We start from the raw sequence: 25,198 nt of genomic DNA, 5'->3' as shown, positions 1-25,198 counted from the left end.
CTCGGCGGGGTTGAACGTCACGGGAGCGGGTCGTCGGGCGGTGGCTGTGCCGTCCCTTCGGTCTCGGAAGGGGGAGCCTCCGGGACGATGGCGGCTTCGATCCGCTCGACGACGCTCTCGTCGTCTGGTGCGGCCAGTTCGATGTCGTCGTCACCGGCGACGCGCACGACGAGCAGGCGGTCGCGGCTCCAGAGATAGACCCCGAGGACCACGGCGGCAAAGGCCAGCGCGAGCCCGCCGAACAGTCGCATTAGGTCATCTAGCTGCGCCATCAGCGTCAGCATCGTCTGGAGCATCCCGAGCATTCCGCCGATGCCGACGGCGCTGGCGGCACCGCCACTATCCAGCGAGACGTTACTGACGAGGCTGTCGAGGCTCACGGTCATCCCGGCTGCTACCAGTACGACGCCGATGACCAGTGCCTTCACGCCGAGTTCGAGGAACGACCAGTCGCCGCTGGTGGTAACGTTAACCCCCTCGACGTTGGGGCGGTCGACCTGCCGGTAGTTCGACCCCTCGCGGTCGGGCGTGAACACGAGGACACGGTGGCTCGTCACGACGACACCGCCACGGTCCAGCCGAACGTCCGCTTCGATCACCTCACCGTCGTACAGGAGGCTTTCGGCCCGTGCGACCCAATCCATACACCCCGTTTACCCCGGAGACGTGTATATTCTCCCCCCGTAACCGCTAACTGTGCGCCCTCGAACATGACAGTATGACCGCCGATCCCCGCTGCCCTCACTGCTCGGAGAAAGTCAGTGCGACCGCGACGTGGTGTATGCACTGTGGTCGGGACTTTGACAGCCCGGTCGACGCTGGAACCGGGACAACGGTCCTCGACGCTGGCGGCAGTCAAACCACGTCGGACCTCGAAGCGGCCCTCAACGCCGGTGACCTCGACGGTATCCAGAACGCGCTCGCACAGAGCGACAACGGGCCGACAATCGTCGGTGTCGTACTCGCCGGTATCGCACTGTTCACGCTCCCACTCGTTTCGCCTCCGGGGGCCGCGCTGTATCTCCTCGTCGTCGCCGGCGTCGGGGCAATTGCTGCGACACAGTCGACGTTCGACGCGGCGCTCAGAACCGGCGGGAAAGCCCTCGCTCTCGCCCCCTTCGTGCTGGTGTTTATCCACGTGTTCCTCGGATACCTGTCCAGCGAAGCGGTGGCGACCAGTGCCACAGTTCTGGTCGGGCCGGCGATTTACGCCGGGCTGGTCATGTACGGTATCCGCTGGTATCGTCGTCGCTGAGCGGTTTGCAGTGAGTTAATTGCGAGCCGTCGTGTATCTCGACCAACGTGTCGGCGACCTGCTCAACCGCTCTATCGGCGACGGCCGCTCGCTGGGCGTCTGTGAGCGGGGTGTGGCGGCCCATGGTCGAATGTAGTTATTCAAATGATAAATACTTCGTGGAAGGTACAACCGCCAGCTGTGTCTTTTCCTCGTGAGCGGTCCGCTCTTCTCAGGCCGCACGCCGGTTCGCTTCGCCCGGTATCAAAACTACCATGCCCTCCGGATTCGAGAGTGTACTTACTACAGGTGGTTCTGTGACCGAAAAACGCGAATACAAAGACGACTACCAGGACAAGACGCTGTATCTCCCGGGGCCGACAGAGGTGCGCGAGGACGTTATCGAGGCGATGGCCGAGCCGATGTTCGGCCATCGGATGGACCGGATGACGGACCTCTACACCACCATCGTCGAGGACACGAAGGAGTTCCTCGGGACCGACAACGACGTCATCGTGCTCACGGCGTCGGGCACGGAGTTCTGGGAGTCGACGACGCTCAACCTGGTCGAGGACAGCATGCTCGTGCCGACCTCCGGCGCGTTCAGCGAGCGCCAGGCCAACGTCGCCGAGCGCCTCGGCAAGGACGTCGACCGCATCGAGTACGACTGGGGGCAGGCGGTCAAACCCGACGATATCCGCGACGCGCTGGAATCCGGTGACTACGACGCTGTCGGGGCCGTGATGAACGAGACCTCGACCGGTGTCCGAAACCCGATCGAGGAAATCGGCGACGTAGTCGCGGAGTACCCGGATACCTACTTCATCGTCGACGCGATCTCCTGTCTCGGCGGCGACCAGATCGACATCGAAGCTCACGGCATCGACGCCATCTTCACGTCCACACAGAAGGCGTTCGCCATGCCACCCGGGCTGGCCGTCTGTGCCGTCAGCGACGCGGCCTACGAGCGGGAACTGGAGAAGGACTCTGCGTCGTGGTACGGGGGCTTCCAGCGCTGTCTGGACTACTACGATCGGAAGGGTCAGACCCATTCCACGCCGGCGATCCCGCTTATGCTTGCCTACCGACAGCAGATGAAACATATGCTCGATGAGACCCACGATGCCCGCGACCAGCGCCATCAAGAGATGGCCGAGTACACGCGCGAGTGGGCCCGCGAGCACTTCGATCTGTATCCCGAGGCGGGCTACGAGTCCCAGACGGTCACCTGCATCGAGAACACGCAGGGTATCAACGTCGCTGAGACGGTCGAAGCCGTCTCCGAGAAGTACGACATGGTGTTCTCCAGCGGCTACGGCGACATCAGCGAGGAGAGTTTCCGCATCGGACATATGGGCGAACACACCGTCGAGAGTATCAAGGAACTAACCGACGCAATCGAAGACGTCGCCGACCTGTAAACAGAGAGATAATCAACGGAGGCCGGGGCTATAGGTGGATTTGGGGCAGTTCGATTCTACGATATGGCATTTTCACAGTTTGATAATGCTGGGAAGACTATATTACTGATTGCTACTTTGATGTAAACAGACAAACCGTATGAGTAAAAGTAACAGGCGGAGTAGGGACGGCGACACCCCAACATCGATGAACGTGACCAGAAAACAGTTCGACTGGAGCGAGACGCGGCCCAGCGCGGCAGTGACTGAGTATATCTCTGCCATGACCGGCCGGGAACAGACTGACTTCGCACCGCTGTACGAGACTATCGACCCCGAAGCGCTCGATTCACTCCTCGACTCTCCGAAGCGCTCGACACCTGTTAGCATCTCGTTTGAATACGCCGGTCACTCGGTCACCGTCCGAAGCGATGGGGAACTCGTCATCGAGGCCCCCAGTTCCAGTATCGGCCGATAGCTGGCAGTTTCTGCACTATTTCTCTCTTGTCACGGGCGGCAGCGACGTGGGTAACGCTCACTCCCAGCTTCCACCCGTTGCTCCCCTGACCTGAGGGCCGGAGCAGAGCCGTTTTTGTATCCGAGGCGCAACACTCCGTCAGCATGACCACTGCCGAGGACGCCGTCGAGAACCCCTATCTCTCCGATCCGCGGACTGAGTTCGAGCCCGTCGAGACCATCGACGCCGAAACCGCCCGCGAGCAGGCAGACCAGTTGCGCGAGGCCATTCGCGACCACGACTACCGGTACTACGTCGAGAACGACCCGGTCATCGGCGATCGGGCCTACGATGCGCTGTTTACCCGGCTCCAGCGACTCGAATCGGCGTTCGATCTCGACACTGACGGCAGTCCGACTCAGCGCGTCGGCGGCGAGCCACTGGACGAACTCCCCGATGTCGAACACGTCGCCCGGATGGGCTCTATTGATCAGGGCGGTGAGGAAGCGGACGTACGGGAGTTCGACGAGCGGGTCCGGGACCGGCTCGACACCGACGACGTGCAGTACTTCTGCGAGCCGAAGTTCGACGGCCTCTCCGTCGAAATCGTCTACGAGGACGGCGTCTACCAGCGGGCCGCGACGCGTGGTGACGGCGAGGTCGGCGAGGACGTGACCGAGAACGTCCGGACCATCTCCAGCGTCCCCCAGCGGCTCCGCGGTGAGTACCCCGAGTATCTGGCCGTCCGGGGCGAGGTGTACATCCCGCGGGACGCCTTCACGGCGTTCAACCGCGAGCGCGTCGAGCGCGGCGAGGACCCCTTCGCGAACCCCCGCAACGCCGCCGCCGGGACGCTCCGCCAGCTCGACCCGTCGGTGACCGCCAAGCGCCCGCTGTCGGTGTTCTTCTTCGGCGTCCTCGACGCCTCGGTCGACTTCGAGAGCCACAGCGAGATGCACGAACGGTTTCCCGAGTGGGGACTGCGAGTCTGTGACCGAACTGCCGTCGTCGAGGACATCGACGCCGCCATCGACTACCGGACCGAGCAGCAGCAGGCCCGCGATGACCTCGATTACGAGATCGACGGTGTCGTCATCAAGGTCGACGACATGGACGCCTGCGACGCACTCGGGTCGACCTCGCGCGCCCCGCGGTGGGCCTTCGCCTACAAGTTCCCGGCCCGCAAGGAGGAGACGACGGTGCGGGACATCGTGGTGCAGGTCGGCCGGACCGGGCGGCTCACCCCTGTCGCGCTCATGGACCCAGTCGAGGTTGGCGGCGTCACCGTCTCGCGTGCCTCGCTACATAACCCGTCGCTCATCGCGGACCTCGGCGTCGACGTGGGTGACCGCGTCCGCATCAAGCGAGCCGGCGACGTCATCCCGGATGTCGTCGAAGTACTCGACGACGACGGCGATGGCCACTTCGAGTTCCCCGAGACCTGCCCGGCGTGTGACAGTCCCGTCGAGCGCGATGGCCCAATGGCGTTCTGCACCGGCGGGCTGACCTGCCCCGCCCAGCGCGAGCGCAGCGTCGAGCACTACGCCAGCCGCGACGCGCTGGATATCGAGGGTGTCGGCGAGAAGGCTGTCCAGCAGTTGCTGGACGCCGGTCTCGTCTCGGACCCCGCGGACCTGTACGCACTCACTGTCGAGGATCTCACTGACCTGGAGGGCTGGGGCGAGACCAGCGCCCGGAACCTCGTCAACGGGATGGACGCCGCCCGCGAGCCACCGCTCGCGGACTTCCTCGTCGCGCTGGGCATCCCCGAAGTCGGGACTGTCACGGCGCGAAACCTCGCTCAGGAGTTCGGTACGTTCGGGGCGATACTCGACGCTGCTGATGAGGGCGACACCGACGCGTTCGAGGCCGTCCCCGACGTGGGGCAGACAGTTGCCCGCTCCATCGTGGAGTTCTTCGAGGGCGAGGGGAACCGCGCTGTCATTGACCGCCTACTGGAACATGTCGACCCACAGGCCGCAGAGGAAACGGGCGGCGACGCCCTCGACGGCCAGACGTTCGTCTTCACTGGCTCACTCGACGGCTACACCCGCAGCGACGCGCAGGCACTAGTCGAGCGCAACGGCGGGTCGGCGACGAGTAGTGTCTCCGGCAACACGGACTATCTGGTACTCGGCGACAACCCCGGCCAGCGAAAACAGGACGACGCCGAAAAAAACGACGTGACGACGCTTACCGAAGCAGAGTTCGAAGAACTGCTGGACGACGCGGGTGTGCTGTGAGAGTCGGGTCGAACAGTCCCGAGTGAGCCGCCGTCGGCCATCGAAATAGCGGTCGGACGCACACTTGAACCGACCAGTCGCGCTATTACCCGTCTCGTGTCTTTTCTTGACCCTATCTATTTTGTTTGCGTATTCCTATAGTAATTGGAAGACTATGGACTTCGCCGGTGAGACAGTCCGCGTTCTTCACGTCGACGACAACTCGGACCTCGTGGACGTGACGGCGACGGTACTCGAACACGAGGACGGCCGATTGTGTGTCGAGACCGCGACGAATGTCGATGCGGCGATGGAGCGACTCTCCGTGGAGCGCTTCGACTGTATCGTCTCCGACTACGACATGCCGGACCAGAACGGAATCGAGTTTCTCGAAACTGTTCGTGAGGACCACGGTGACCTCCCATTCATCCTCTACACCGGGAAAGGGTCCGAGGAAATCGCGAGCGATGCGATCTCTGCTGGCGTGACCGATTACCTCCAGAAGGGTTCGGGCACCGAGCAGTACAAACTGCTCGCGAACCGGATCTGCAACGCCGTCGGCGCAAGCAGGTCCCGGCGAGAGCTTGACGAGCGAACCCGACGATTGGAGTCGCTCATCAGCAGCCTTCCGGGGATGGTCTATCGCCGTCCCAACGCATCGGGCTGGCCGATGGAAACCGTCGAGGGCGAGATCGAATCTCTCACCGGCTACACGGCTGCAGACTTCGAAACTGGGGAGGTAGTCTGGGGCGACGACGTGCTCCATCCGGAGGACCGCGACCGGGTCTGGGAGACGGTACAGGACGCGCTCGCGGCCCAGGGTGAGTTCGAGGTGACTTATCGGATTATCACTGCCGACGGCATCGAGAAGTGGATGTGGGAACATGGACACCAAGTTCCGGGGGCAGCGGACAAACCGGACGCACTGGAGGGGTTCGTCATGGACATCACCGACCTCCGGGAGCGAGAGCGCAAACTGGAGCGATACAAGCGGATGGTAAACACGATGCCGGAATCGGCCTGCATCTACGACACGGCGGGGCGGTTCGAACTCGTCAATCAGTATCTAGCCTCGTTCTACGGAACAACCAGAGACGAACTGGAAGGGAAACCGAGTAGCCTCCTGCCGAAGATCCGGAGCGAGTACGAGGGAGACCCGTACCAGGACCTAATCGACGGTGAACGCGACGAACTCCGTGGGGAGGTGAGCGGCGAGTTCCCCGGCCACGGGTATGAGGTGCTAGAGTACCGGCTCACGCCGCTTGTGATCGACGGGACGGTCGAGGGCGTGGTCAGTGTCACCCGCGAAGTGACCGAGCAACGGGAACACGAGACGAAAATCGCCAGACAGCGGTCGATTCTCAAAGCACAGCAAGAGGCGGTGATCGACGGGATACTCGTCGTCGACGAAGACGATACTATCGTTTCTTACAACGAACGGTTCGTCGATATGTGGGACATCCCGCGTGACATTGTCGAACGTGGCGACGAGGAAGTCGCCTTGGAGTGGGCAATGGAGCAAGTCGCCGAACCCGAGGCGTTTCGCGTAGATGTCGAGGCACTGTATGAACGCCCCGAGATGACCGCCAGAGACGAACTCGAACTCGCCGATGGTCGCGTGTTCGACCGCTATACCGCACCCGTCGTCGCCGAGGACGGGACGCGGTTCGGCCGGCTGTGGACCTTTCGAGACATCACAGACCTGACGGAGCAAAAACGGGAGTTGGCCCGGCAAAACGAGCGCCTCGAAGAGTTTGTCAGTGTCGTCTCTCACGATCTTCAAAACCCGCTACAGGTGGCTCGCAGCCGACTGATGCTCGCTCGCGAGGAGTGTGACAGCGAGCACCTAGACTCGATGGATAACGCGCTCCAGCGGATGAACGACATCGCCGACGACGTCCTCAGGCTGGCCCGCGAGGGTGTTGATATCGGGATGACAGAGCCCGTCGATCTCCGGGAGACGGGCGACGCCGCCTGGACGATCGTCGCGGACGGCGACGAAGCCGCCGAGCTACGGTATGTGGCTGTCGAGAACCGGGAGTGGCTCGCCGAGGCCGACAGCGACCGACTGTCGGGCCTGTTCGAGAACCTCTTCGGGAATGCGATCGAACACGGCGGCCCGGGGGTAACCGTTTCGGTCGGGCTCCTCGACGACGGAACGGGGTTCTACGTGTCCGACGACGGCCCGGGTATCCCCGCCGACGAGCGCGAGACGGTGTTCGAAGCGGGCTACTCGACCGCCGAGGACGGGACCGGCTTCGGGCTCCGGATCGCCAGACAGATCGCCGAGGTCCACGGCTGGGAGATCCACGTCACCGACAGCGAGGACGGGGGCGCTCGGTTCGAAATCACCGGTGTCGAGTTTCCCGAGTGACGAATCCGTTGTGGTGCTACGACACTCCTGTCGGAGCCGTTGTGAACCAACACACATCCGGTCGCCGTCGGCAGGCAATCGGTTTGGTACCGTTCCGACTGTTGCTATCGCCGTTCGTTGTGGCTGCAAAGTTGCCGGCACGAGATCGCCGTCAGCGACGACCGTTACAGGTCCTTGTTCTCGAAGACGTAGTAGCCGGCGACCAGCGGGACGACCAGCCACAGGAGGAGGTAGGCGATAACTGCGATAGTGCTGTACTGGGGCGGCAGCGCTGCGTTGGTACATTCGGCACCGGCCTGTGTCACTTCGAGCGTCCCGCCCAGCATTTCCTCACACGTCACCTGCGGACTCGATGTCAGGAGGAGCCGAGAGCGGATCGGCGACCCCTGCAGGATCTCCTGGACGAGCGTGCGGTACGATGCAATGGGACTCAGCAGCGAGACGAACAGCTCGACGTGAAGCTGGGTCACTTGGTCGATGTTCGCGTGGTCCGATAGCAGATTTCCGAGGCCTGCCCCGAGGTTCGACCAGAACACCTGCAGGTAGACGTAAATCCCGAGCGACGCTGCCATCGCCCGGCGTGCGGTTTTCAGCGCCGCGGAGAGGCCGATCGCGAACGCCGTGAACACGACGCCGTACGCCATCGTGGCGAGCGCGAACAGCAGGAACGACTCCCACGCGATCTCGATCTCCGACGGGAGCAACACTAACAGGGTCGTCAGGAGTCCGACTGTCACCGGGATGAGCGTGATTGCGCTCCGGCCGACGAACTTGCCGGCGAGCAGTTCACCGCGTGTGTACGGGAGCGACAGCAGTATCTTCAGGGAGCCACGCTCGCTCTCGCGGGCAATCGCGGCATAGCCGATGACGATTGCGACTGCGGGGAGCAGCGGTGCCGCAATCGGCAGCGCAAAGCGGACGTACGCGTCCGTCGTCAGCGACGCCCCAGCTTCGGCGAACTGCTGGCCGATGTTGAAATACAGGCCCAGCACCGCCGGTAGCGCGAACAGCACGATGAAGATGAACGAGAGCACCCAGATCCACGGCGAGCGGACCGTGTCACGGAACTCCTTTTTCGAGATGGGGTACCAGTCGGCGAACTCGGAGTTCTTGATGCTCGTGTCGATGTCTCCAAGAAGGCGCTTGACCGGGTTCTGTTCGGCGCTCATGCGTCGACCTCCGCCTGCTCTTGCTCTTGTTGCTCGGTGTAGGCGGCGAACACTTCGTCAAGCGAGGTTTCCTCGGTCTCGAAGTTGGCGACCTCGCTCCCGCTTTCCTCGACGGCGTTGAGCACAGCCATCTTCGCGTCGCTATCACAGCCGACAGTGAGCGTCGTTCCGTCCGCGGTCACCGTCGACACTTCCTCGAGCCCCTCGATAGCCGTGACTGCGGCGTCGGTGCCGTCGCCGTCGGCAAGCGTCACGCGGAGGACGGTGTCCCCAGCGGCAGCCTCACGCAGTCCGGCGACGCTGTCTTTGGCAATCAGGCGACCGTTCTGGAGGATGCCGACCGTGTCACAGACGGCCTCGACCTGGCCGAGGATGTGACTGGAGAAGAAGACGGTCGCGCCACGCTCGTTCTCTTCGCGGATGATTTCACGCATCAGCCGGGCCCCGTTCGGGTCGAGCCCGGTTGTCGGCTCGTCGAGGATGAGGAGGTCGGGCTCGCCGACGAGCGCCATCGCCAGCACGAGACGCTGTTGCATCCCCTTCGAGTAGCCGCCGGCCTTGCGGTCGATGGCGTCGGCGATGCCGACTCGTTCAGCCAGTTCGTCGGTGTCCTCGTCGGCGTCTTTCGATTCGATGACAAAGGAGAGGTGCTGTCGACCGGTGAGCCGGTCGTACACGTCGTAGCCTTCGGGGAGGACTCCAGTGCGGGCACGGATTCGCTTCGGTTCTTCGTGGATGTCGTGGCCGAGCACCGTCGCCGACCCGTCGGTCGCGCGGACGAAATCAAGGAGGATGTTGATCGTCGTCGACTTCCCGGCCCCGTTTGGGCCGAGGAAGCCGAAGATTTCGCCCTCCTCGACGGTGAGGTCGACCCCTTGCAGTGCGGTGAGACTCCCGAACTGCTTGGTGACGCCATCCAGTTCTATCGCTGCCATACGGCGCGTTTGTGACGGCCGCGTGTATAATCTTTCGTGTTTCAGTTATCAATCAAAAAACTCAATAGACGGGTCCTAGCTGCCGAAACGCTCGCTTATACTTCGGCGTCGGGGTCGTGGCGCTCGGCCATCCGCTGGGCCTCTGTGGCGTAGCGCTCCTGTGTCTCTTCGTCGTTTACGGGTTCGAGCCGTTCGGGTTCGACATCGATGGCCGCTGTAATCCGCTTGCGCCTGAGCAGGTTCGGCGAGAGCTGCTTAGTCAGGTGACGGTCGCCCTCCGGGGGCGCGTAGATGAGCGTCACCATCCGTTCGTCGCCGTAACTGGAGCGTTCGACCAGCCAGCACTGGACCGTCTCCTCGTCGTCGGTCATTGCTCTGTCGTTTGCATGCCGGCGGTTTATATCTTACAACCCCTCTCGAACCGCCGTTACCGGGTCACGTTCAGCCCTTGCTCGATGCCCGCGGTGAACTCCTCGTCGATGTCGATCACAGTCCCGGCGTTCCGGACCGTATTCGTCGCGACCACGCCCGCGTCGCCCGACCGGAGTCGGATACCGGCCGCCGAGGCGTCGCTGACCGTGTTGCCCGTGATGGTGAAACTGTACGGTCGCTCTTCTGTCCGTGCGTCGGTGTTGTCTGCATCTGCTGGGACTGTTCGCGCGAGTATCCCGACCGGACAGTTGTCGACCTGATTGCCCGAGATGGTAATATCGGACGACCGGGCTGTGGGGGTCCCGGCTACCTCGTCCCGGAGGTGGGTCTCCTTGTACTCGATTTCGATGCCGGCCTCGCCGCCGGGATCGGGTGCGAACTCGATCAGGTCCCGACAGACGTTTCCGACAATGGTTCCGCGCTGGGCCGGCGAGCAGGCGATGAGGCTGTGGCCGCCGTCGACGGCGATGTTGCCGACGACGGCGAAGTTCGAGACGTTGTACGGGGCGATGTTGTTAAACTTCACGCCGACGACGCGGTTTCCGGCGATGACAACGTCGCTGGACTGCCGGAGGTCCCGGTCGCTGCCGGTCGGTGCGGCCCGGCTGGTGATACCGTACCAGTTCGGGTTGACGACCTCGTTGTGCTCGACCGTCACGCCGGTACACCGCGTGAACGACAGCGCCATCTGGAAGCCGTTTACCGTGCGATTGCGGGCGATGTAGACGCCCTCACACTGATCTGCCTGAATAGCTTGGTTGTTCAGTTGCGTCCCGTCGGCGTCGAACTCGATATTGGTGATCGAAGTAGCGTCACCGCGCACGCGGATGAGGTCGTGGCCGGCGGGCAGCGGGTTCGACTGTGATTCAGACGGCGCGGGATCTTCAGCCGTCCCCGTCTGCGAGACGACGAAACGGGTCCCCTGCTGTCCGGTCAATGCGGTGTTGTCGCCCATCGTCGCCGGGCCGCCAAAGCGGAAGGTGTCGGCACTAGCGACAACGGTCCCGCCGCTGTCCGGTACGTTGTCGAAGGCGTACTGGAATGCCGCATCGGCAGTACCGCCGGTCGAGAACGCGACGTTGCCGCCGGGAGCAAGTACAACATACTCCGTCCCGTTTCCGCTGCCGTTCCCGTTTGGCTGGCCCGCTCCCGTCGTGACGAGGTACAGCGCTCCCGCCCCTGACAGTCCAGCCCCCGTCTGTGCCTTCCCGGCGCCGCTGAATAGTCCGATACCTGCTGCAGCACCGATACTCGACAGCATGGACCGACGTGACGCCTGCCAGCCCGACTGTCGTGACCTAGTACCGGCACCGTTTCTGTCAATAGTCATGCATGCACGGCTGCCCGGTCGCTCGCAATAACCGCTTATAATAGCGGTCTGAAACATACGTATTCGCCAATACCTGAACTGTCAGGCCTAGCTAACGCCGATTAGTGAATCTCTGGCTGTCTATTTGCTGTCGACGTGGCGCTTCAGACGATAGAACGAGACGCCAGGTCTCACCATCCCCGCCGCTGACAGCAGATTTATGCCGACAGCGCCGGGACGATACGGTAATCCGACGTGGGCTCCGACGACTCGCCGTTAGACGACGTGTCGGCAGACCGGGACTACCTCCGTGTCCTCCTCACTGCCGTGTGTGTCGTCGCTGTGGTGCTGGCGACGGCAACACTCCCGATTCTGGCACCCGGTGGGACACAGAGCCCGCTAGAATCTCTTATTCCGCTCCCCCAGGAGAACCCGTTCGGGGAGGCTGGCGGGACCGCAACTGGCGGCAGCGGTGGCCAACTCGGCGCGTTGAACCCGGGGAGCCAGACCAGCGTCGGCGGCTCGATCGGTAGCGGCGACAGTCCCTACCAGTCACAGGATACAGACCCGCATTTCACCGTCACGAGTTCGGAACCGGCGTACTGGCGGACCGGCGCGTACGAAACCTACACCGGGACGGGGTGGGACGGACGGGCGGACCCGCAGGCCTATCAGGGACCGATGGCGGTCGACGGAATGGCTGACTCAACGGTCGACTACGAGGTGCGACTGGCAAAGTCCGCCACGTCGCTACCGACCGTCTGGCGGCCGAAGTCCGTCTCGCGCGACGACGTGATGGTCACCGAGTACGGCGCGGTCACGTCCGAGCGACCGCTCCCTGCCGGAACGACCTACAGCGCGACCAGCGTGACGCCGCCCGATGACCCGGAAGTGCTGCGGACGAGTGGCCGGGACTACCCCGACGCCGTGGAATCACGCTACACGGGCGTCCCGGCGTCGACCTCGGCACAGGTGGGGCCGTTCACCGACCGGCTAACCGAGGACAGCGACTCGCCCTACGAGACGGCGACGACCATCGAGCAGTGGCTGGAGGCGAACAAGGACTACTCGCTGAACGTCAGCCAGCCGCCAGAGGACGACGTGGCCTCGGAGTTCATCTTCCAGATGGACGAGGGGTACTGCGAGTACTTCGCCACGTCGATGGTAGTGATGCTTCGGAGTCAGGACATCCCGGCGCGCTACGTCGTCGGCTACTCGACCGGCGAGCGGACCGGCCAGAACCAGTACACTGTTCGCGGCATGAACGCCCACGCGTGGGTCGAGGTGTACTTCGAGGGCGTCGGCTGGGTGAAGTTCGACCCAACGCCGGGACAGGAGCGCCTTGCGTCCGAACAGCAGGCGATGCAAAACAGCAGTCAAGACTACAGCGCCGCGGAGTCCGGAAGCCCCGACGAGGAGTTCGCCGTCGGGACGCCGACGGACGAACCACAGACCGAAGTCCCGACTGCCGAGGCCGGAGCGCAGTCAGAGAGCGACGGAACCGAGGGCACTGAGACGGGTACTGACGGGACTGGTGAGAGCGACGGCACCGGCGACTCGGGCGACGGACAGACAGTCTCCCAGTCCGGCGAGTTCGTCATCGAACTCAACCGGACGGCGACGCCGGGCGCGGCGGTGGCCGCGACAGTGACCCGCGACGGCGCACCGGTGGAGGGCGTGACGGTCTCGTTCAACGGTGAGCCGGTCGGAACGACGGGCCCGGCTGGCACCGTTTCCGGGACGGTGCCCTACGAAGACGAACTGACGATTACCATCGATGCAGTCGGCGACGCGGACTCACTCATCGCTCCGTCGGTCCCGCATGACAGCACTCGCGCCTTCGCTGTGACCGGCCCGCAGGCCCAGCAGTCGACGAACGCGAGCTACGAACTGAACACGACCGCGTCGGTGAGTATCACCGGCGAGCAGGTCACCGGCGGCGAGGTGACTGTCACCGCGACTGTCGACGGCGTCCCAATTCGGGACGGCGATGTCTTGCTCGATGGCGAGCAGGTGGCGACGACGGACCGGCACGGGCGGGCAGCGGTCACGCTTCCGACCGAGCCTGGCAACGTCTCGGTTGCCGTCGAGCGCGACGCCGTCAGCGGCAACACGACTGTCGTACTCGAACGGCTCTCCGTAGCAACGTCGCCGTCGCTCCCACTGGCCTTCCCCGTCGCTGGCCAGACGGTGAACGCGACGATGGGCGGGGACCCGGTCACGAACGCCACAGTTACACTCGGCGGCGAGCCGACGGCACGGACCGGCGCGGCCGGTCAGGCGACGGTCGGGATGCCGCTCGCAGCGAGTGCCGAAATTTCCGTTTCGAAGTACGGACAGACGGCCACGACGACCGTCAATGGTCTGTTCGTCAACGCCGCGGGCGTCGTGGTTGCTCTCGGCATCCTCATCGCCGGGGCGGTTGTCGGCGCTCGTCGGCGGAACGTCGCGCCGGGAACGATATGGGGATGGGTGCGGGCCGCACGCGAACTCGCTGTCGGGGCACTCGTCGGCGTTGCGGTGGTGGCCGACGACCTGCTGGGCCGTTTGCGAACGCGACTCGAACTCACTGCCGCGGCGCTCCGTGACCTGCTTGCCGGCCACCGGTCGCCGGCGGCGTTGCTCGACGCGTTGCGAGCGTGGCTCACTGAACGCTTTGCAGCGGCCGAAGACGCAGCCAGCGATGCGGTGGCATCTGTCTCCACGACTGAATCAAACGGAGAGGACGGAACGCCCGCGGCTCGCGTCACCATCCGCGAGGCATGGACGCGCTTCCTGACCCACGTTTCCCTTCGGCGGTACTGGACGCGGACGCCCGGAGAGATCGCGACTCACGCCATCGAACGCGACGGTCTCCCGCCGGCCGCGGTTCGGACGGTCCGGGACGCGTTTCGGGCGGTCGAGTACGGCCAGCGGGACCCACAGGAACACGTCGCGGCTGTCGAAGACGCCATCCGGCACATCGAGACGGCCGCCGGGCAACAGTCCAGCGCAACCGACGACACTGACGACGCGACGGAGGGGCGGGCCTGATGCGCCTGCGAACGGTCGTTTTCGGAACTGTGGGGCTGCTGGCGACCACCGTCGCGGCCTCGCTTGTTTTCGCGCCGACGATCGCCGGCGAGTCGCTGGTCGCCGTATTCGGGAGTGTTGCCCCGACAACCATCCTCCTCGCTGGCAGTCTGACAGTCGGACTCTGTGCGGTCTTTGCCGGCTGGCTCGGTGGACTCCTCGGCGGTGGCTCACCGACTGCCTTCGACGTGGCCGTCGACAGCCCACCGGAAGACGTGACAGCGACGGAGAGCCGACTGTTCGCCGCCGACATCGACGCGGCCATCGACGACGCCGTCGGTGGCGACGACGCGGCGATGGACACGGTTACCGAGCGCCTCACCGCGGCAGCGACGACGGCCTATGCTATCGGAGCCGGTGTCTCGCAGGCGTCCGCCCACCAGGCAGTCCGTACGGGGACGTGGACCGACGACGCCGTCGCGGCGGCGCTGCTCGCCCCGGACGAACCACAGTCGCTGCTGGCCCGGCTTCGCCTGTGGCTTGACCCGGAGAGCGAGCGCCGCCGCCGCATCCGCCGGACGGTCGATGCTATCGAGCAGGTGTCTGGAGGTGAGCGCTGACGATGCACCGCCGTGTGCGGCGCTGGAGCGGCGGCCTCGCGGCCGCGCTGTTTCTCGTTAGCGTCTCGCTTTTGACCGCCGAGCCGCTGTTGCTTGCGGCGACCGCAATCCCGCTCATCTACGTCGCCTACGGCGCGCTCTCGCGGGTGCCGGCGGGAACCGACCTGCAAGCGGTACGGTCTGTCTCTGACGCACAGCCGACGCCGGGCGAGCCGGTCGCGGTCGAACTCACCCTCACGAACACCGGCAGCAACTCGCTGACGGACGTGCGGGTCATCGACGGCGTGCCCGAGGAACTGGCCGTCGTCGAGGGGTCACCGCGGCTCTGCACCTCGCTGCGGCCCGACGAGAGCGCGACGCTGTCCTACGCGGTGATGGCAAAGCGCGGAACCTACACGTTCGACGCCGCCGCGGTGCGGGTACGGACGCTGTCGGCCAGCGACGAAGTGACTGTCGACCTGCCCGTGGCCGGTGACGGGACGCTGACATGCTCGAACACCGTCTCTGAAGTCCCGATGGCCGACGCGACACTCCCGCGGGCGGGCACACTTCCCACCGACACCGGCGGAAGCGGGCTTGAGTTCCACTCAACGCGGAGCTACCAGCCCGGCGATCCGGTCAACCGCATCGACTGGCGGCGCTACGCCAAAACTGACGAGCTGACCACCATCGACTACCGGGAGGAACAGGCCGTCAGGACGGTGCTGGTCGTTGATGCTCGGCCGCCGGCCCGCGTGACGCCGGAGCCGGGGTTCCCGACTGGAGCCGAACTGTCGGCCTATGCCGCCGAGCGTCTGTTCGACGCGCTCTCCCGGACCAGCGTCGTCGCAAGCGTCTGTGCCGTCGGATTGGCCGAAGCGGATGTCCCCGGTGGGCTCGGTCCAGACGGCTTGGCGTGGGTCGACGCCTCGGGTGGCCACGCGGCCGCCCACGCGAGACAGATATTCGACAGCGTCGGCCGCGCCGCGGCCCGGCAGTCGGACACCGATACGGCCGGTGACGCTGCCGTGGCCGAGGACGAGTCTCCACAGCAGCCCCGGGGCGAAGCTACGGGGGCGACGACGGCCGACGGCGGCACTATCGAGGACCCGGACCTGCTCGCCGTGCTCGCTCGGCTCCCGCCGACCGCGCAGGTGGTCGTGTTCTCGCCGGCCGCCGACGACTGGGCCGTCTCGCTGGTGTCGTCGCTCGCGGTCCGTGAGTACCCGACGACGCTCGTCAGCCCATCGCTGGCCCGCGGGGACTCGCTCGGCGCGGCTGTCGCAGGTACCGAACGCACCGCCCGCCTCCAGCGGGCCGAACTGTCCGGTGCGACCGTCATCGACTGGGACCTCGACAGCCCGATCGACGTGGCGCTCCGTGCCTCGCTTGCGGACCTGTTCAGCGTGTAACAATGGACGACACAATCTCGCCTCCGACCCGGATGCCCTGGACCAGCCTCGCCACCGTCGTCGGCGTGACGGCACTGCTGGTCGCGGGATTGCTGGGAACCGTTTCCGCCGATCGGGCCGCGCTCGTCGGCGTGGCGACCGGCGTACTGCTGGCGCTGTCGCTGTGGTTGAGCGGCTGGGACCGCTGGCAGGCGGTCGGGACCGTTCTGGCCAGCGTTCTCACGCTGCCGGTCGCCGTCGGGCTGTCCGTCGCCACTGGCGGGACGGTCGTCTCGCTCGGTGCCGAACTGTTCCCCGTCACTTCCCAAGCTGGCGTCCGACCGGCGGTCGTCACACTGCTGTCGCAAGTGGTCGTCGTCCTCGGCTGTCTGACCGCCGTCTTCGGCGCAACCGCGGCCACCCGCGGCGTCGTCGACACCGAGCGGGTGGAAGTCTACGGTGGCGTCGTCGTGCGGACGACCGCTGTTCCGTTCACCGTTGGTCTCGTATTGTTCACGCAGGGTGCCGTCGACTTCTTGCAGTCCAACGCTGAGACGCCAGGCATTCAGCAACTGACTGGCAAACTGCTCACTCGGGTGCTGGACCCGATTTTCGACCCGATCCCCGGACGAACGCACATCGCTATCTTCAGCCTATTGCTCACCCTCGCCGCCGCGGCACTGGCCCGGGGGCTCGACGCCCTGCCGTTTTCCGAACTCGTCCCGGAAACGAGCGACGCGCCCGACGTTGAGACAGCCGTCGCTGCCGTCGATCGAACGCTCCGGTGGACGGGCCGGCTCGCCCTGCTGGTCGCACCGGTCGCCGGCCTGTTCGAACTGGGTCTCGGGCAGGAATCCATCGGCGACCTACTCCCTGCCGGGCTGTACGAGCTTATCGCCGCAGTCACGGCCGCGCCGGGCCTCCGCGGCCTCCTCTGGTGGCTGTTCCTCAGCGGGACGGTCGTCTCGGTGGCTGTCTGGTTCCTCCGGCGGACGGTCCAGAGCTCGGCCGACCGTGTCGGGACCGTCCTCGCACCGTACGTCGGCGGTGGCGTCATCACGCTCGGCGCGGTGGCGGTCGCGGGACCGGCAGTCGATGGCATCGAAACGGCGCTCCGGGCGACGCCGGCCACGGCGGCCGTCGAGCAGTTCCTCGTTCCGGTACTGGACGTGTACGGCGCGGAGACCGTCACGCTGGCGCTGGCCGTCGTGGCGCTGTTTTCGGTCGTCGGTGCAGTTGGACAGCTGTGGGTGGCGCTGGCGACGAATTATCTGCGTGCGCGGACGGCTGGCGTCACGCTCGCCGCGGCCGGCCTGTTCGGAGCAAGCGCCTTTGCTGCGACGCTTTCGACGCCGACGTGGCTGGTGCTCGCTGGCCTAGTCGGTGCAGTCGTCGTCTGGGACGCCGGGTCCTTCGGGACGACGCTGGGACACGAGGTCGGCACCGGGGCCACGACGCGCCGCACCGAGATCGTCCACACCGGTGGAACCGTCGCGGTCGGCGGCGTCGGTGCGGTGGCGACGCTGGGCCTCTCCGGCGTCGCCCGTGGTTCGATTGCCGTCGAGCCATCGGTCGCCGTGGCCGGCCTCGCGGTCTGTCTCGTCGCCGTGTTGGCGCTGGTGGCCGCGATACGGTAGTTACCGCTGAAACGCCCGTGCCGCCGTGACGCCGAGCGAACCTGAACAGTTAGGGACTGACCGCCGGCACTTCGACGCGGTCCAGCACGTCGTCGACGACGGTCACCGGGTCGACGCCGCGGACGCCTGCGTCGGCGGTCAGGACGAGCCGGTGGGCGAATGCCTCCTCGACGACGCTTTTCACGTCGTCCGGGACGGCGTAGTCGCGGCCGTCGAGGACCGCGGCGGCGCGAGTCGCCTCGAACAGCCGCTGAATACCACGCGGGGAGACGCCGACGTCCACGCGGTCGTCCTCGCGGGTGGCGCGGCCGAGTTCGACGACGTAGTCCCGCAGCGTGCCGTCGACGGTGACCGACTCGACGGCTCGTTGGAGCGCCGGCAGCCGCTCGCCGTCGATGACGCTGGTGACGCTCGGGGCCTGTGCTGTGCGGTCGGCCCGCCGGTCGATGAGTTCGCGTTCGCCGCCGAAGTCGGGATAGCCCATCGTGGTTTTGACGATGAACCGGTCCCGCTGGGCCTCCGGCAGGCCGAAGGTCCCCTCCTGCTCGACGGGGTTCTGCGTGGCGATGACGAAGAACGGCTCGGGCAGGTCGTGGGTCACGCCGTCGACGGTCACCTGCTTCTCACCCATCGCTTCGAGCAACGCGGCCTGTGTCTTGGGCGGCGCACGGTTGATTTCGTCGGCCAGCACGACGTTGGCGAAGACGGGGCCGGGCTGGAAATCGAACTCGCCGGTGGCCTCGTTGAATACGTTCGAGCCGGTAATGTCGGACGGGAGCAGGTCCGGCGTGAACTGCACCCGCTTGAACGAGAGGTCAAGCGCCGTCGCGAACGACTGGGCAGTGAGCGTCTTCCCCGTGCCCGGCACGTCTTCGAGCAGGACGTGCCCCCGGGCGAGAATCCCGGTCATGACGGTTTCGAGGAAGTGGTCGTCAGCGATGACGGCACTGCCGACGGCGTCGAGAATCTGTCGGCTGGTTCGTCCGGCAGTGTCGTGGTCCATACCGGCGTGTAGATAGCCACCGACATATACCCTCTCCCTCGGTTTCGCCGGTTGGCGAACCGATACCGTGGTATCCTATCACAATAAGAGAGAATTGCCGTAACTCTGAGTTATAGATAGCTAGAGATATATGCATACTGCACATGACCGACGACTACGGATTCGGGACGCGCTGTGTCCACGCCGGCCAGGAGGAGCCGGACCCGGCCACAGGGGCACGCGCTCCGCCCATCTATCAGACCTCGTCGTACGTCTTTGAGGACGCCGACACTGCGGCCGACCGGTATGCGCTAGAGGACGACGGCAACGTCTACTCGCGGTTCGACAACCCTACCGTTCGGATGCTCGAAACCCGCATCGCGTCGCTCGAAAACGCCGTCGACGCCGTCGCGACGGGGTCGGGGATGGCCGCGCTCGACGCTGGGACGTTCGTCCTCGCGGCCAACGGCGACAACATCGTGACGGCTTCCTCCATCTATGGCGGCACCCACTCCTATTACTCCAGTACCGCCAGTCGGCGGGGCATCGAGACGCGGTTCGTCGACACGCTCGACCCGGACGCCTACGCCGAGGCCATCGACGAGAACACGGCCTACGTCCACTTCGAGACCATCGGGAACCCGTCGCTCGTCGTCCCACCGATGGAGGAGATCGCCGAGGTGGCCCACGACCACGGCGTGCCCGTCTTCGTCGACAATACGTTCGGAACGCCGGCGCTCTGTAACCCACTGGACCACGGCGTGGACCTCCTCTGGGAGTCGACGACGAAGTGGATCCACGGCTCCGGGACGACCGTCGGCGGCGTCCTCGTCGACGGCGGCTCGTTCCCCTGGGACGAGTACCCCGAGAAGTTCCCGGAACTGGGCGGGGAAAACGACGCCTTCGGAAAGAACTTCTCCGAGGCCTTCGGCGACCGCGCCTTCTCGGTCGCCGCCCGACAGCGCGCGCTCCGCTCGCTCGGCGACGGTCAGAAGCCGTTCGACGCCTGGGCGACGCTTCAGGGGGCTGAGACGCTCTCTTTGCGGATGGACCGCCACTGCGAGAATGCGATGGCTGTCGCCCAGCACCTCGACGACCACCCCGAGGTCGCCTGGGTCACCTATCCCGGACTGGAGAGCCACGAGACCCACGACCTGGCACAGCAGTACCTCTCCGGTGGGTTCGGTGGCATCGTTACGTTCGGACTGGAAGCCGGCTACGACGCCGGCCGACGGTTCTGCGAGGAGACGGACCTCGCCCAGTTCCTCGCGAACATCGGCGACGCCAAGACGCTGGTCATCCACCCGGCCTCGACCACCCACGCCCAGCTCAGCGAGGCGGAACAGCGTGCCAGCGGCGTCACGCCGGACCTCCTCCGGTTCAGCGTCGGCATCGAGGACCCGGAGGACATCATCGCAGATATCGACGAGGCCATCGAACGAGTCACATGAACGTCGAACATAACACTATCTCGCTCGGCGAGTTCGAGTTTGACTGCGGGGAGACGATTCCGGATCTGGAGATTACCTACGAAGCCTATGGGGAGTTCGACGGCGACAACGCGGTGCTGGTCTGTCACGCCCTGACCGGCAGCGCCCACGTCGCCGGCCGCGACCGGGTCGACAGCGCCGATCAGGCCCGCGCTTGGTGGGACGACATCGTCGGGCCGGGCAAAGCTATCGACACCACGGAGTACTACGTCGTCTGTGCGAACATCCCGGGTTCCTGCTACGGGTCGACAGGCCCGAAAAGCGAGAACCCGGAGACGGGCGAACCATACGGCACCGATTTCCCGCCGGTCACCGTGACAGACTGGACCGAAGCCCAGCGCGCCCTGCTGGACGAACTCGGGATTCCCCACCTCCACGCCGTCGTCGGCGGCAGCGTCGGCGGGATGAATGTTCTGGAGTGGGCCAAGCGCCACCCGGACCACGTCGACCGCATCGTCCCCATTGCCGCGGCCGCGCGACTGGACACGCAGTGTCTCTCGCTCGATGCCATCGCCCGCCGGGCCATCACGACTGACCCGAACTGGAACCAGGGCCACTACTATGGCGAGGACCAGGACCCGCCGAGTGACGGCTTGGCACTGGCGCGCCAACTGGGCCACGTGATGTACCTCTCGAAGGCATCGATGGAGCACCGCTTCGGCCGCCGCGCCGCCGGCCGGGACGCCGTCCGCACGTTCCCCACCGACGCCGCGGGCGCGTTCTTCCCGTACCGCGACGTGGAATCGTATCTCGATTACAACGCCGAGAAGTTCACCGAGCGCTTCGACGCCAACAGCTACCTCTACCTGACGCGCGCGATGGACAACTACGACCTCGCCGCCGGGTTCGAGTCCGACGCGGACGCGCTGGCGGCCTTCGACGGCGATGCGCTGGTGATGTCCTTTACCGCCGACTGGCACTTCACCACCCAGCAGGCGGAGGCACTGGCCGACTCGCTCCGGGACGCCGACGCGAACGTCGCCCACCACGTCATCGACTCCGACCACGGCCACGACGCGTTCCTCGTCGAACCGGACAACGTCGGGCCGCCGCTGGCGGACTTCTTAGAGGCCGGCGTCGACGGCAACGCCGTCACCGACTCCGTTGTCGAGGACAGTCAGGAGAGCGACTTCGCCCCGGTCCACAACAGTCTGTTCTCACGGTAGTAGAGCGGGCGTAGCAGCGGCCAACTGGGAGGTTCACTCTTCCCCCTGTCTCTTATACACATCTCTGATGGCGCGAGGNACATCTCGGGCCGACTAGCTCTATGTATGGCTGACATGACAACAAACATCGAAAGCGAGGAGTATTCGTTCGGACAGACGGTGTACGACGAGGACGGCAACGAACTCGGGACCATCCGCGGGTTCGACGAACACGGGTTCTACGTCACGGTCGAGGACGGCATCGAAGCGATGTCGAGCGAGCACCTCAGCGCCGGGGCCGCGGGCGAGGCCGAACTGATGTGGCGCTGCTGGGAATGTGGCGAGATGGGACAGATAGAGGACATCCCCGACGAATGCCCGTCCTGCAACGCGCCAAAAGAGGACATCTACTACTGGCAGGAGGATTGAGGCGGGTCGGTGGCTGTCTGGACCCACCGATCCTATACGTGGCAGTGATTACGCCTGCTCGAATCGCTCGGCAACGGCCGGTCCGACTGTCTCCTGCACAGTCTCGGCGGCCGACGGCGGGAGCGAGAACCGGAGGGTCGTCCAGTCGAGTTCGACAATCGCCTGTCCGTCTTCGTCACCGATGACGACGTACACCAACGTCCCCCCGTAGACTCGCGCCAGCGCGTCGAACGTTTCTGCCGTCATCGGCACCGTCCCGGTCGTATGTGTGTCGGTCGCTGAAACACCGGTATGGCCTGCGAGTGTCTCGACAGCGAACCGTTCGTGCTGGGGGGTGTCTCGCCGTCCGACACCGAGGTGGACAAACGCCTTTTCGGGGGACCGCGGTGACGCGTCTAGCACCGCGGCGAGCACGTCCAGCCCGACCGCTTCGTCCGGGTCGGCCAGTTCGAACCGACGCCTGGTTTCGTCTTCCGGCCAGGTCGGCCCCGGTTCGCCGTCGCCACCGATGCCCTCCCACGCCGTGACGATCGTCTCGGTCAGTCGGTCGATACCGATCTCGTCGATGGCCCGAACTACTGCCTCGGCGTCGTCGGAGTCGCCCATGCCCACTCGTTCGCCACTCGCGGCCAAGTGCGTGCTGATTCCGACGCGCCAGTGGTAGGTTTTTGTCCCGGCCGTCCCTGCGAGGCGGTATGGATATCGTCGTCGTCGGGGCCGGGAGCCTCGGCAGTCTCGTCGGTGGCCTGCTCGCCCGCGAACACGACGTGACGCTCGTGGGCCGCGAGCCACACGTGAGCGCCGTTACCGAGCGTGGCCTTTCCGTCGTCGGGACCGAGGTGTTTCGGGTCCACCCGAACGCACAGACGACGATTCCGCAGCGTGCCGACCTCGCGCTGGTGACAGTCAAGGCATACGACACCGCTGCAACGGCAGCAGACCTTGCCGACTGTACGCTCAATGCCTGCCTCTCACTCCAGAACGGGATGGGCAACGAATCGCAGTTGGCTGCCGAACTCGACTGTCCGGTGCTGGCAGGGACGTGTTCCTACGGCGCGCGACTTCGAGAGCCGGGCACCGTCGCGTTCACCGGCCGCGGTGAAGTCGTGCTGGGGGACCGCAACGGCGGCCGGTCGGCAGTCGCCGACGACATCGGGGCGGCGTTCCGTATGGCTGGCATCGAGACGACTGTCGCAGCGGACATGCCGACTCGCCTCTGGGAGAAACTCGCGGTCAACGCTGGCATCAACGCGGTGACAGCGCTCGCCCGCGTGCCGAACGGTGCGCTGGCCGACTCACCGGCCGACGCTATCGCCGCAGAGGCCGCCCGCGAGACGGCCGCCGTTGCCCGCGAACAGGACATCGACCTTTCCGACGAGCGTGCGGTGTCGCTCGTTGAGCGTGTCGTCGACGACACCGCCGCCAATCACTCGTCGATGTTTCAGGACACCTCGGCCGGCCGTCGGACGGAAATCGACGCCATCAACGGCTACGTCGCCGAGACTGCGACCGAGCGGGCCCCGGTCAACGAGACGCTTGCCGGGCTCGTCAGTACGTGGGAGCGCCACCGTGAGCAGTAACTAGCCGAAACTGACCGCTACCGATGCGATAGCGGACGGTCTGCGCTGCTCACCGACACCGAGATACCGGCGCTGACGGCCGTTCTGGAATCACACAATGACTATATACACGTCTCCTATGTGTGTCTCACATGACTCCACACACCGACAGAGTACGGTTCGAAACGTCGCGTATTGTCCTTGAGAGGATTGATCTGCATGGCACAGCGCGGAGGACACCGGCATGACAGCCGACGGCGCGGGTGGGAACCGTATCGTCGACTACGAACTGTTCGAGGTGCCGCCCCGGTGGCTCTTCCTTCGACTGGAGACAGCCGATGGCACCGTCGGCTGGGGCGAACCCGTTGTCGAGGGCAGGGCGCATACGGTGCGTGCAGCCGTCGAGGAACTGCTCGACAGCTATCTCGTCGGCGAAAACCCCGAGAACATTCAGGACCACTGGCAGGCGATGTATCGCGGTGGCTTCTACCGCGGCGGCCCGGTCCTGATGTCCGCCATCGCCGGCATCGACCAGGCGCTGTGGGACATCAAGGGCAAGCAACTCGGCGCGCCGATCCACCAGCTGCTCGGTGGGCAGGCCCGGGACCGGATTCGGGTGTACCAGTGGATCGGCGGCGACGAACCCTCCGACGTAGCCAGCGCCGCTCAGGCGCAGGTCGACGCTGGGTTCACGGCGCTGAAGATGAACGCGACGCCCGAAATCGAGCGCGTCGACACCCCAGCCACCGTTGAGGCCGCCGCGACACGCCTGCGAGAAGTCCGGGAGGCCGTCGGTCCCGAGGTCGACATCGGCGTCGACTTCCACGGTCGCGTCACGAAGCCGATGGTCAAACGGCTCGCGTCCGCGCTGGAGCCCTACGAGCCGATGTTCATCGAGGAGCCGGTGTTGCCCGAACACAACGACGCGCTGCCGGCACTGGCGGCCCACACCGATATCCCGATTGCGACCGGCGAGCGGATGTACTCGCGCTGGGACTACAAGGAGGTGTTCGAGGACGGTGCCGTCGACGTGATTCAGCCGGACCTCTCCCACGCCGGCGGCATCACCGAGGTGTACAAGATCGCGTCGATGGCCGAGGCCTACGACGTGGCGATGGCCCCTCACTGCCCGCTCGGCCCGGTCGCCTTGGCGTCGTGTGTTCAGGTCGACGCCTGCTCGCCCAACGCGCTCATTCAGGAACAGAGCATCGACATCCACTACAACGAGACCACCGACGTGCTGGACTACCTCGCCGACCCGTCCGTGTTCGACTACGAGGACGGGTTCGTCACCGTGCCCACCGACCCCGGCCTCGGAATCGAGATTGACGAGGCGTTTCTCCGGGCGCAGTCCCAGCAGGAGGTCGACTGGCACAACCCCGTCTGGCGACACGACGACGGCAGCGTCGCCGAGTGGTAGTC

General features: G+C 65.4%; 21 protein-coding genes. 14 read left to right on the top strand and 7 right to left on the bottom strand.

From position 1 onward, the window contains the following. Positions 1-17: 17 nt before the first annotated feature. Positions 18-644 carry a hypothetical protein gene (locus tag C443_RS11090; protein WP_005536364.1) on the bottom strand — a complete coding sequence of 209 codons (627 nt, stop codon included), beginning with the start codon at positions 642-644 and terminating at the stop codon, positions 18-20. Between the two features lie 137 nt (positions 645-781). Between C443_RS11090 and C443_RS11085 the strand changes: the two genes are divergently transcribed. From C443_RS11085 to C443_RS11065, 5 genes are all read left to right on the top strand, one after another. Beyond that, positions 782-1,255, top strand: coding sequence for a hypothetical protein (locus C443_RS11085; protein ID WP_005536363.1), 474 nt, complete (start codon positions 782-784; stop codon positions 1,253-1,255). A gap of 296 nt (positions 1,256-1,551) precedes the next feature. Next, positions 1,552-2,655 carry a pyridoxal-phosphate-dependent aminotransferase family protein gene (locus C443_RS11080; protein WP_005536362.1) on the top strand — a complete coding sequence of 368 codons (1,104 nt, stop codon included), beginning with the start codon at positions 1,552-1,554 and terminating at the stop codon, positions 2,653-2,655. Between the two features lie 139 nt (positions 2,656-2,794). Continuing rightward, positions 2,795-3,112 (top strand): HalOD1 output domain-containing protein, encoded by a 318-nt coding sequence (locus tag C443_RS11075; RefSeq protein ID WP_229727272.1) that lies wholly within the window; start codon positions 2,795-2,797, stop codon positions 3,110-3,112. Between the two features lie 143 nt (positions 3,113-3,255). Beyond that, complete coding sequence (gene ligA / locus C443_RS11070; RefSeq protein ID WP_005536360.1) at positions 3,256-5,334, top strand: NAD-dependent DNA ligase LigA; 2,079 nt, start codon at positions 3,256-3,258, stop codon at positions 5,332-5,334. Positions 5,335-5,488: 154 nt separating this feature from the next. Continuing rightward, positions 5,489-7,687 (top strand): hybrid sensor histidine kinase/response regulator, encoded by a 2,199-nt coding sequence (locus C443_RS11065; RefSeq protein WP_005536359.1) that lies wholly within the window; start codon positions 5,489-5,491, stop codon positions 7,685-7,687. Between the two features lie 164 nt (positions 7,688-7,851). On the opposite strand, the gene C443_RS11060 is transcribed toward C443_RS11065, so the two are convergent. The 4 genes from C443_RS11060 to C443_RS11045 all read right to left on the bottom strand — a co-directional run bounded on the left by C443_RS11060 (position 7,852) and on the right by C443_RS11045 (position 11,484). Next, a complete protein-coding gene (locus C443_RS11060; protein WP_005536357.1) occupies positions 7,852-8,856 on the bottom strand; it encodes an ABC transporter permease in 1,005 nt (334 codons plus the stop codon). Beyond that, a complete protein-coding gene (locus tag C443_RS11055) occupies positions 8,853-9,791 on the bottom strand; it encodes an ABC transporter ATP-binding protein (RefSeq protein ID WP_005536355.1) in 939 nt (312 codons plus the stop codon). Before C443_RS11055 ends, C443_RS11060 begins: the two co-directional genes overlap by 4 nt. A gap of 95 nt (positions 9,792-9,886) precedes the next feature. Beyond that, positions 9,887-10,162 carry a hypothetical protein gene (locus tag C443_RS11050; RefSeq protein WP_005536353.1) on the bottom strand — a complete coding sequence of 92 codons (276 nt, stop codon included), beginning with the start codon at positions 10,160-10,162 and terminating at the stop codon, positions 9,887-9,889. Between the two features lie 56 nt (positions 10,163-10,218). Then, on the bottom strand, positions 10,219-11,484 hold the full coding sequence (locus C443_RS11045; RefSeq protein WP_005536352.1) for a right-handed parallel beta-helix repeat-containing protein: 1,266 nt from the start codon (positions 11,482-11,484) through the stop codon (positions 10,219-10,221). A 303-nt stretch (positions 11,485-11,787) separates the two neighbouring features. Between C443_RS11045 and C443_RS11040 the strand changes: the two genes are divergently transcribed. The 4 genes from C443_RS11040 to C443_RS11025 are packed head-to-tail and all read left to right on the top strand — an operon-like array spanning position 11,788 to position 18,171. Further along, positions 11,788-14,565 (top strand): transglutaminase TgpA family protein, encoded by a 2,778-nt coding sequence (locus C443_RS11040; protein ID WP_005536351.1) that lies wholly within the window; start codon positions 11,788-11,790, stop codon positions 14,563-14,565. Further along, positions 14,565-15,164, top strand: coding sequence for a DUF7269 family protein (locus C443_RS11035; protein ID WP_005536349.1), 600 nt, complete (start codon positions 14,565-14,567; stop codon positions 15,162-15,164). Before C443_RS11040 ends, C443_RS11035 begins: the two co-directional genes overlap by 1 nt. A gap of 2 nt (positions 15,165-15,166) precedes the next feature. Further along, positions 15,167-16,555, top strand: a complete 1,389-nt coding sequence (locus C443_RS11030) for a DUF58 domain-containing protein (protein ID WP_005536347.1) — start codon at positions 15,167-15,169, stop codon at positions 16,553-16,555. Positions 16,556-16,557: 2 nt separating this feature from the next. Beyond that, positions 16,558-18,171, top strand: coding sequence for a DUF7519 family protein (locus C443_RS11025; RefSeq protein ID WP_005536346.1), 1,614 nt, complete (start codon positions 16,558-16,560; stop codon positions 18,169-18,171). 49 nt (positions 18,172-18,220) lie between these two features. Here the strand turns inward: C443_RS11025 and C443_RS11020 are convergent, their stop codons facing one another. After that, positions 18,221-19,174 (bottom strand): AAA family ATPase, encoded by a 954-nt coding sequence (locus C443_RS11020; RefSeq protein WP_005536344.1) that lies wholly within the window; start codon positions 19,172-19,174, stop codon positions 18,221-18,223. A 143-nt stretch (positions 19,175-19,317) separates the two neighbouring features. Between C443_RS11020 and C443_RS11015 the strand changes: the two genes are divergently transcribed. The 3 genes from C443_RS11015 to C443_RS11005 all read left to right on the top strand — a co-directional run bounded on the left by C443_RS11015 (position 19,318) and on the right by C443_RS11005 (position 22,217). Then, a complete protein-coding gene (locus C443_RS11015; RefSeq protein ID WP_005536342.1) occupies positions 19,318-20,604 on the top strand; it encodes an O-acetylhomoserine aminocarboxypropyltransferase/cysteine synthase family protein in 1,287 nt (428 codons plus the stop codon). Beyond that, a complete protein-coding gene (gene metX / locus C443_RS11010; RefSeq protein ID WP_005536341.1) occupies positions 20,601-21,809 on the top strand; it encodes a homoserine O-acetyltransferase MetX in 1,209 nt (402 codons plus the stop codon). Before C443_RS11015 ends, metX begins: the two co-directional genes overlap by 4 nt. A gap of 105 nt (positions 21,810-21,914) precedes the next feature. Next, positions 21,915-22,217: a DUF7130 family rubredoxin-like protein gene (locus C443_RS11005; protein ID WP_004594080.1), complete on the top strand. Its 303-nt coding sequence runs from the start codon at positions 21,915-21,917 to the stop codon at positions 22,215-22,217. A 48-nt stretch (positions 22,218-22,265) separates the two neighbouring features. Here the strand turns inward: C443_RS11005 and C443_RS11000 are convergent, their stop codons facing one another. Further along, on the bottom strand, positions 22,266-22,823 hold the full coding sequence (locus tag C443_RS11000) for a hypothetical protein (protein ID WP_005536340.1): 558 nt from the start codon (positions 22,821-22,823) through the stop codon (positions 22,266-22,268). A gap of 89 nt (positions 22,824-22,912) precedes the next feature. Between C443_RS11000 and C443_RS10995 the strand changes: the two genes are divergently transcribed. Together C443_RS10995 and dgoD are read left to right on the top strand one after the other, a co-directional pair. Then, positions 22,913-23,797, top strand: a complete 885-nt coding sequence (locus C443_RS10995) for a ketopantoate reductase family protein (protein WP_005536339.1) — start codon at positions 22,913-22,915, stop codon at positions 23,795-23,797. Positions 23,798-24,020: 223 nt separating this feature from the next. Next, positions 24,021-25,196 carry a galactonate dehydratase gene (gene dgoD, locus C443_RS10990; RefSeq protein ID WP_005536338.1) on the top strand — a complete coding sequence of 392 codons (1,176 nt, stop codon included), beginning with the start codon at positions 24,021-24,023 and terminating at the stop codon, positions 25,194-25,196. Positions 25,197-25,198 lie beyond the last annotated feature (2 nt).

The organism is Haloarcula argentinensis DSM 12282, from assembly GCA_000336895.1.
Classification (GTDB): domain Archaea; phylum Halobacteriota; class Halobacteria; order Halobacteriales; family Haloarculaceae; genus Haloarcula; species Haloarcula argentinensis.
The sequence above is the reverse complement of the archived record's forward strand: the minus strand, read 5'-3'. Positions and strand labels throughout refer to the sequence as shown.